Source organism: Actinomycetospora sp. 2LY8.5 (assembly GCF_057180585.1).
In genome coordinates this window covers 23,511-31,683 of the sequence record NZ_JBXUHE010000056.1, presented here as the reverse complement: position 1 = coordinate 31,683, position 8,173 = coordinate 23,511, and the positions used below count along the sequence as shown (strand labels likewise).

General features: G+C 68.7%; 6 protein-coding genes. 1 reads left to right on the top strand and 5 read right to left on the bottom strand.

Annotation, left to right across the window (positions count from 1 at the left end; genetic code table 11):
• Nucleotides 1-37: 37 nt before the first annotated feature.
• Nucleotides 38-658 carry an ATP-binding protein gene (locus AC2A1K_RS32465; protein WP_483900485.1) on the bottom strand — a complete coding sequence of 207 codons (621 nt, stop codon included), beginning with the start codon at nucleotides 656-658 and terminating at the stop codon, nucleotides 38-40.
• Nucleotides 658-1,953 carry an IS21 family transposase gene (gene istA / locus AC2A1K_RS32460; protein ID WP_483900484.1) on the bottom strand — a complete coding sequence of 432 codons (1,296 nt, stop codon included), beginning with the start codon at nucleotides 1,951-1,953 and terminating at the stop codon, nucleotides 658-660. Before istA ends, AC2A1K_RS32465 begins: the two co-directional genes overlap by 1 nt.
• Nucleotides 1,954-2,703: 750 nt before the next feature.
• On the opposite strand from istA, the gene AC2A1K_RS32455 reads away from it, so the two are divergent.
• Nucleotides 2,704-3,693 (top strand): hypothetical protein, encoded by a 990-nt coding sequence (locus AC2A1K_RS32455; RefSeq protein WP_483900483.1) that lies wholly within the window; start codon nucleotides 2,704-2,706, stop codon nucleotides 3,691-3,693.
• Nucleotides 3,694-4,462: 769 nt separating this feature from the next.
• On the opposite strand, the gene AC2A1K_RS32450 is transcribed toward AC2A1K_RS32455, so the two are convergent.
• From AC2A1K_RS32450 to AC2A1K_RS32440, 3 genes are read right to left on the bottom strand one after another with little or no spacing between them, the layout of a single operon-like run.
• Entirely contained in the window at nucleotides 4,463-5,794 is a 1,332-nt protein-coding gene (locus tag AC2A1K_RS32450) for an LLM class flavin-dependent oxidoreductase (RefSeq protein WP_483900482.1), read from the bottom strand.
• 26 nt (nucleotides 5,795-5,820) lie between these two features.
• Entirely contained in the window at nucleotides 5,821-6,735 is a 915-nt protein-coding gene (locus tag AC2A1K_RS32445; RefSeq protein WP_483900481.1) for an HpcH/HpaI aldolase/citrate lyase family protein, read from the bottom strand.
• 1 nt (nucleotide 6,736) lies between these two features.
• Nucleotides 6,737-8,053 (bottom strand): CaiB/BaiF CoA transferase family protein, encoded by a 1,317-nt coding sequence (locus tag AC2A1K_RS32440; protein ID WP_483900480.1) that lies wholly within the window; start codon nucleotides 8,051-8,053, stop codon nucleotides 6,737-6,739.
• Nucleotides 8,054-8,173 lie beyond the last annotated feature (120 nt).

Sequence of the window (8,173 nt, the reverse complement as noted above, 5' to 3'; positions counted from 1 at the left end):
CTCACCCCCAGACCCGGGGATCGGCCTGCCTCCAGCGTCAACCGGCCACTGCGATGGCCCGCGGTGGGCTCCTCCTCCCACACGGTTCCTCAGCGCCTCGTGGCGCACAGCCGACCTCGTCGATGATCAGCAGCGGCACCCGGCCCAGCTTGATCAGTTCCTGTTGGAGTCGTCCGGCGTGGTGGGCTTCGGCGAGGCGGGCGACCCACTCGGCCGCGGTGGCGAACAGGGTGCGGTGCCCGCCCTGGCAGGCCCGGACCCCGAGCCCGACCGCGAGGTGGGTCTTGCCGGTTCCCGGCGGCCCGAGGAACACCACGTTGTCCTTGTTCGCGATGAAGTCCAGGGTCCCGAGGTGGGCCAGGACCTCGCGCTTGAGGGAGCGCTGGTGCTCGACGTCGAAGTCCTCGAGGCTCTTGCGGGCCGGGAAGCGGGCGGCGCGGATACGGCCCTCACCGCCGTGGGCGTCGCGGGCGGCGACCTCACGCTGCAGGCAGGCGGCCAGGAACTCCTCGTGGGTCCAGGACTCGGCCCGGGCGCGTTCGGCGAGGCGCTCGACCGCCGCGGCCAGCGACGGAGCCTTGAGCGCCCGGGTCAGGAACGCCAGCTCCGCGTTGATGTTGCGGCTGTGCTGGCCGGTGGTGGTGTTCTTCGTCGGCATCAGACCGCCTCCCCGACCACATCGCTGTCGGTCCTGTCGCTGTCGCTCATGTCGCTGTCGCTGGCCAGGCCGAAGAGGCGGTCGTAGTCGGCCAGGTCGCGGTAGGCGACCTCGTCGTGGGTTGGCGGGGCCAGCCGATCGCGGTGCGCCGCGCGCAGCACGGCGGCCGCGTCGGCGTGGTCCGGGTCGGTGATCGTCTGGTGCCGCGCCCAGCACCGCCGGTGGCAGGCGACATGGGCGCCGGCGTGACCGTCAGCGAGCCTGACGGTCACGTGCTCGAGGTCGGCGCTGATCACGACCCCGCGCCCGACCGCGGCGGGGTGCACCGAGTAGTCGTTGCCGTCGAGACGGACGTAGTGATCCCGGGGCAGGCGCAGGCTCGTGGTCCACCCCGAGGTCGCGGCGGCCGGGGCGAGCGGCGGCAGCGTGAGCATCGCAGCCCGATCAGCGCGCCAGCGCTCGACCGGGCGACAACCCAGGCGGCGGTGGTGGCGCTGGTTGGTCCGCGCCAGCCAGGTCCCTAGCTGACCGTTGAAGTCGCCCGGCGAAGCGAACGCGCGCCCGGGCAGGAACGACGTCTCCAAGTACTTGTTGGCCCGCTCGACCAGGCCCTTGGCCTCGGGGTCGCCCGGGCGACACTGGATCACCTTGATGCCCAGCGCGCCGCGGAACCCGCTCATCGCCTCGGTCAGCTGCGGACGACCACCCCGCCAGGAGCCGACGGCGGACTCGTTGTCCCACACCAGCGCCCGCGGCACCGCGCCCCATCCGCCCAGCAGGGCCCAGTGCCCGGCCAGCAGATCCGGGCCCTGCCGCGAGGGCAGCATCCGCGCGGTCATGATCCGCGAGTAGCCCGACACCATCACCAGCACCGGCGGCGACCCCGCGTGGCCGGCGCCCAACGGCACCTCGACCGGCGGAAACCACAGGTCGCACTGGGCGAGCTCGCCGGGCCGGTATTCGGTGCGCGACGCCGGGTCCGGCGGGGTGAACAACGGCCGCAGCTCCCGGACCCGGCCCTTGAGCACCGTCAACGACCGCGTCCAGCCGATCCGCTCAGCGATCACCGTCGCCGGCATCGTCGGCCACGACGCCAGCAGCTCCCGGATCTGCGGCTCGACCTCATCGACGATCGAGCCCTTCGCCGGCCTCTGATACTTCGGTGGCGCGTCCGCGGCCAACGCCCGCCGCACCGTGTTCCGCCCCACCCCGAGCCGCCGGGCGATCGCCTTGATCGGCATCCCCTCCGCCCGATGCAGGCGCCGGATCTCCGCCCAGTCCTCCACCTTCAGCACCCCTCCCTAACGGCGAGGGGGTCCAAGTTCACCCGACGCTAGGGGGTCAGGATTCAGCCGTCGTCAGCAGCGACACGCACGAGGACGGAGACACGTAGCCACGGGTCCCGACACGAGCGTCGAGGACGTCCGCCCCTGCTCGAACGCCGGGGCTTCAGCGGTGGACCCTCGCTGCGAGATCGAGAGGCCCATTCCAACCGACGGTGCAGGCCCGGCCCGAGAGCCGCTGCGGCCGAGCGAGTCGTCGCCACCTCCGACACAACGCCACAAGATCGAGATACACAGTCATCTGCTCACCGATGACCGCGCAAAGGGGCATTTCGCCGTCCACGGGGTGTCCGCCGCCATCACCGGCGCGCCTACGCATCCATCCCGTCAGCCCACGTCGTCGCAGGGTCGACGCGACGACTGCCGCGGCCGAGCTATGTCGCTACTCCATTCGAGCTGAACCCTTGCTGCATTCGATTTCACATCCAGGCGAACACGCCTATCGAATCACGTATAGTGCTCAAATTCCTCCAAGCATCTGGCTCGGTTGGACCGGCGCCAGCCGGGGAGTGTGGGGATGTCACGATACGCAGCCACGTCGCTGCTCGAGAGTCGACCTTCCTGTCGCGCGCGGCTCCGCCGGGTCACGTGTCTGGTCGCGCTGGCTGTCCTGCTGACTGGTCTGCTCGCGTCGACCGCCGAGACCGCCGCCGCGCACGACACGAGAGCCCCGGAGCCTCAAGGCCCGAATCCGGTGGCCGCGTGGCCGCCCAAGATCCCTGTCAGCCCGGCTTCGTCTGGCGAGCAGCGCGGCCCTCCGACCTCGTGTGCGTCACACCGGCCACGCGGCAGCTGACCCGGATCGAGAACGATCAAGCCGACTCCAACCGCGCATTAGGACAAGGCAACACGTGCAAGCCCGGCCTGGTATGGCGTGAGGCCTTCGACGGCGACATCGTCTGCGTCGCCACCGACCGCCGGGATCAAGCCCGCGCGGACAACGCACTGGCCGCGCAACGACGGATCCCCGACAACAACATCACCACGCAGGGCGTCTACATGATGATTCTGGGGGTTGCGCAATCGCGCGCGCAGGAGACCAACCGGATGTACGACTGCTATCGCAGCGGCGATTTCACCCCGGGTGGCCTCATCTTCGGGTTCGCTCAGTACGAGCTCGACGGGGGCGCTCCATGCGGAGCGCAGATCAAGGAGATCGCGATCCGATTCGAGGAGGGCCCCCTGAGCCGGGTCCCTGCCAAGGTCATCGACCGCGCGATCCTGACCTACGACGAGGCGCCGACCGGCGGGTGCTTTGTCATCTTCAACGGCTTCCAGGGCTACAGGCTCGCGATGGCCAACGGACCAGCCGGTGGCTCCGGGTGCTGGGTCAGCGGGCGGGGCAACCCCGAACCCAAACCTTACGGCTGTGTCGCAGCCATCGGCTTCCCTACCGGAGACTGGACCCACACTGATCCCAGGGGACTCCTCCCCCACGTCACCTACAACCAGACGCGACGACTCTCCGCGCGCGAATGGGACATCAGCGAACTCTACTTCTGGCAGTACCAGCGCACCGCTCCCCTTGGCGGCGCACCACCACCGCCCTACGGCCTCATGCGCAGCGGATTCACCTCCTTCAGCAACCTCACTGGTGAAGACCGAACCGCGTGCGGATCGATCCTGTCCAACGTTCAATTGACCGTCACCTATCGTGTGCCCGCCGGCGGGCCTCGCCCCGTAATCCGCTGACAACCAGGGCCAGTGAAGCGGTGAGCCGGGAAAAGTCCCGGCGGCTGCTCACCGTGGAGAGCGGACTCAACGACGGCATCGCGACCCCTGTCGTCGCCATCGCGATCGCCGGGACGGAATCTGTGGAGGGACTACACGGCGCGGGGCCAGGCAGGGCAGTGCTTTACCTGGAAATCGGAGTGGCCGCCGGCGAAACGCCAGGCGGAGACGTCAGCGGTTTGCTGAACAGGCATTAAGTACTCCAGTCCACTAGATGATGAGTACCGCCGAGTCTCGAGCGTCTCTTCGAGGTCGCCAATCACCACGATGTTCTCGTCGTTGACGGGTGTTGGCGGGGGCGGTCCCGTCGGTGGACTTCCGGTGGGCCCCCTTTCAGCTGATCGAGCAGGTCAGTCTGGTCGATCCATCTTGACGGCGCTGGGCGGTAGGCGATTCCCGGCGACCATGCCGCAGACCACGTGCTGGGGCGACGCTGATGTGGTGGCGCAATAAGAGGCGACCCAAACCATGTCCTCGAGTGGCGGCACTCCCCCGGAGTGATCGCTGAGGTCTAAGACGATCAACTGACTGAAGGGCGCCGAGGCGCCTGAGTACTGGGCGGCCTGAGCGAGATAGAGCTGCTCGAGCCTGTCCGGTGATGGGTCGCCGAAGTCTCCGTTAGCGGTGTTCTGCGGGCTGGATGTCGGCGAGTCCGACCATCACGCCTGCTCTCGAGACAGCCGGCAAGCGGCTGCACGACGTGCCTCCGCGCATCACTCGTCGGGTCGGGTCAGCGGACGGGACGTTTGACGCCGAGGTGCTCGCGCAGCGTCCGGCCCTCGTACTCGGCCCGGAACAGACCTCGCTCCTGCAGGATGGGCACGACCATCCGAACGAACTCCTCGAAGGCGCCAGGCAGGTGTGTCGCCGCCAGGACGAAGCCGTCGCAGCCGGCCATCTCGAACCACTCCTGCATCTGGTCGGCCACCTGCTCGGCAGTCCCGACGAAGCGCGGTCCCTGCAGCAGAGTGGCCCGGTGTTCGGCCAGGTCCCGCACGGTGACCTCGCGGTTAAGATGGTTCCGCACGCCCTGGGCCAGTCCGCGGATACCGCCGCTAGCCTCCATCATCTCGTCGGACACCACGTCGTCGAGGTCGTGCTTCGAGAAGTCGTAGTTCAGGACCTCGGAGAGCAGGGCCAGGGACGCGATCGGGTGCACGTAGGCGTCGAGGAACAGTCGCTCCTTTTCCTGCGCGATCGCTTCGGTCTCGCCGACGACGGCGTAGGCCATCGGCAGCAGCTTTACGCCCTCGGGGTCACGACCCGACGCCGCGATCTGCTCCTTCTGCTCGCGGTACTGTTTCTGGGACACGGGGAGCCCGGGCGCGGCGGTGAAGATCATGTCTGCCCACCGGCCCGCGAACTGCCGGCCCCGCCCCGACGAGCCCGCCTGCAGGATGACAGGGCGACCCTGCGGGCTTCGCGGCACGGTCAACGGGCCGCGCACCGAGAAGTAGTCGCCCTTGTGGTTGACCTCGTGGACTTTGGCCGGGTCAGCGAACTCGCCGGATCCCCTGTCCATGATCAGTGCGTCGTCCTCCCACGAGTCCCAGAGCGCGGTGACGACCTCGAGGAACTCCTCGGCCCGGTCGTAGCGCTGGTCGTGGTCGAGGTGGGTCTCCAGCCCGAAGTTCTGCGCCTCGGAGTCGTTCACCGACGTGACCACGTTCCACGCCGCCCGTCCCCCAGAGAGGTGATCGAGCGTGGCGAATGTCCGGGCCACGTGGAAGGGGGCGTAGTACGTGGTGGAGTAAGTGGCTCCAACGCCGATGCGCTCGGTCGCGCCGATGATGCTGCCCAGCACCGCAGTGAGGTCTAGCTTCATCGGCCGTGCACCGTAGCGCACGGCGTCGTCCGTCGAGTTGCCGTAGACGCCGGGCATGGCCAGGCGGTCGTCGAAGAACACGCAGTCGAACTTGCCGGCCTCGAGTGTGCGTGCGATGTGGTTGTAGTAGTCCGTGGTCAGGAACCCCAGATCCGCGGACGGGTACCGCCACGACCCGGAGTAGACGGTCACATTCCCGGCTTGCATGAAGCCGACGAGAGTCATCTGTCGGGGCATTGGTGTCTCCCTGTGTAGGTGGTCGCTCAGAGTCCGAGCAATTCGGCGGTGCGGGCGACGGTCGCGGCGTGGCGCAGGTGAGCCGCGTCGACGAGCATGCCGTCGAGGCCGGTGGCCCCCTTGCCTCCCGCTTCGGCCTCGCGATAGGCGGCGACCACCCGGCGGGCGTGGGTGATCTCGTCCTCGGTCGGCGCAAATGCGGAATTGGCGAGATCGATCTGTGAGGGGTGGATGGCCCACTTGCCCACGTAGCCCATCGCCGCGGCGCGGTCGCATGCGACCCGATAAGCGTCGGGGTCTCGGTAGTTCGGGAATGGCGCATCGATCGCGTCGATCCCCGCCGAGCGGGCGGCCACGACTACTCTGGCGCGGGCGTAGTGCCAGATGTCGCCGGGGTAGTCGACGAACGGGTCGAAGTTCGTGTTCACCCGCGCGCCCTGGGAGGCCGAGAAGTCACCCGCTCCGAAGATGATGGCCTCGAGCCGGTCCGACGCCCGCGCGATCTCCCCGACGTTCTCCAGCCCCTCGGTCTCCTCGATCAGCACCTCCAGACCGATGCCCTTCGAGGGCAGGCCCAGGGTCTCCTCGAGTTGCGTGAGCAGCGTGTCGACCCACCACACTTCGCGCGCGCGGCGGACCTTCGGGACGATGATCACCTGGAGCGCCTCGCGCGCGTCGGTGACCACCTCGATCACGTCGCTGTGGGCCCAGCGGGTGTTGATGCCGTTCATGCGGATCGCACGGGTGGTGGTGCCCCAGTTGAGCTCCCGCAGCGCCTTCGCGGCCTTGCCGCGCGACGACTCCCGCTCACTGGGTGCGCACGCGTCCTCCAGGTCGAGGAACACGAGGTCGGCCGCCGACGCGGCGGACTTGGCGAACATATGGTGATTGCTGGCCGGTGTGGCCAGCTCGCTACGGCGTGGACGCACCGGTCGCGGCATGTCAGATCACTCCTTGCTCGTGGAGCTCACCGCGACGGTCCTCCGACAATCCGAGGAGCCCTCCGTAGATCTCCTCGTTGTGGGCCCCGATCCCAGCGCCTAGGTGGTCGATCCCGCCTGGCGTGGCGGAGAAGCGCGGCACCGGGGCCTGCACCCGCATCTCGCCCAGGTCGGGGTCCGGCACCGTGGGGTAGGTTCCGCGGGCCCGCAGCTGGGGGTCGGCCAACAGCTGCTCGGCGTTGTAGATCGGCGCAGCCGCCACCTGAGCTTCCTCGAACACGGCCATGGCGTCGTCGAGTGTCTGTTGCCCGATCCACTCCGCCATGACCGAGTCCACGAGGTCGGCGTTCTTGAGCCGCTCCTGAGCCTCGGCGAACCGGGGGTCGGTCGCGAGGTCCTCACGACCGACGGCCTTCAGTGCGCGCATGGCGATCGTCGGGGCGCTGCCGGACATCGCGAGATAGTGCCCATCCTTGGTCATATAGGTGTTGCGCGGCGCCGAGATGTCCCACTTGTTGCCGGTGCGGCCCGGGAGCACGCCGAGCTGGTCGTAGGTCAGGACCGGCTGCTCGATCAGACGGGCGAGCGGCTCGATCAAGTTGATGTCGATCAGCTGGCCGTTCGCGCCGTGCACATCGCGGTGGTACAGCGCCATCACCACCGCATATGTCGCGTTGAGCGCCGCGACGCCGTCGGCCAGCATGAACGACGGCAGCGTGGGTGGCCCGTCCCGCTCACCCGTGATGTGGGCGAACCCGCTCATCGCTTCGCCGAGGGTGCCGAAACCCGGGCGGTCGGATTTCGGCCCGCCCTCGCCGAACCCCGTCACGTGCACCATGACCAGCTTCGGGTTCACGGCGGCGAACCCGGCGTAGTCCAGCCCCCACTTTTGCAGCGTGGACGGCCGCAGGTTGAGGATCACGACGTCCGCGGTGCGGGAAAGATCGCGCAGCAGGTCGCGCCCGGCCTCCTCGCGGAGGTTGAGCGTCACGCACTTCTTGTTGCGCCCCAGGCTCTTCCACATGAGTCCGACGCCGTCCTTCCGGGCTCCCCATTGCCGCAGCGGATCACCCCCATCTGGCTGCTCGATCTTGATCACCTCGGCGCCGTGCTCCCCCAGCCACGTCGCCACCAGGGGGCCTGCGGCCAGAGTGGCGGCGTCGATCACCCGTACGCCTGCCAGCGGCCCATCGGTCATGCACTGCTCCTTCATCGGGTTCGGCCGGCCGGAATCCGGGCCGTCGACGTCTCGCCTCGCCGCGAGGGATCGACGGCCATACGGCAGGCAGCTCGGGCCGGCCGAGGGCACCACGGTCATCTCGTGCACTGCGGTCCAGCAGCTGGGTGAGTCGTCGTTCGGCCGCTCCCGGCGGGTTGTCGGGTCGGACACGTGAGCCGTCGTCCTGGGGGTCGCTCGGGAGACGAGCCGGGGAAACGC

Bases quoted from the DNA above. Each gene is read 5' to 3' on its own strand.
- AC2A1K_RS32465 (WP_483900485.1), bottom strand. From the start codon at position 658: ATGCCGACGAAGAACACCACCACCGGCCAGCACAGCCGCAACATCAAC.
- AC2A1K_RS32450 (WP_483900482.1), bottom strand. From the start codon at position 5,794: ATGCCCCGACAGATGACTCTCGTCGGCTTCATGCAAGCCGGGAATGTG.
- AC2A1K_RS32445 (WP_483900481.1), bottom strand. From the start codon at position 6,735: ATGCCGCGACCGGTGCGTCCACGCCGTAGCGAGCTGGCCACACCGGCC.
- AC2A1K_RS32440 (WP_483900480.1), bottom strand. From the start codon at position 8,053: ATGACCGTGGTGCCCTCGGCCGGCCCGAGCTGCCTGCCGTATGGCCGT.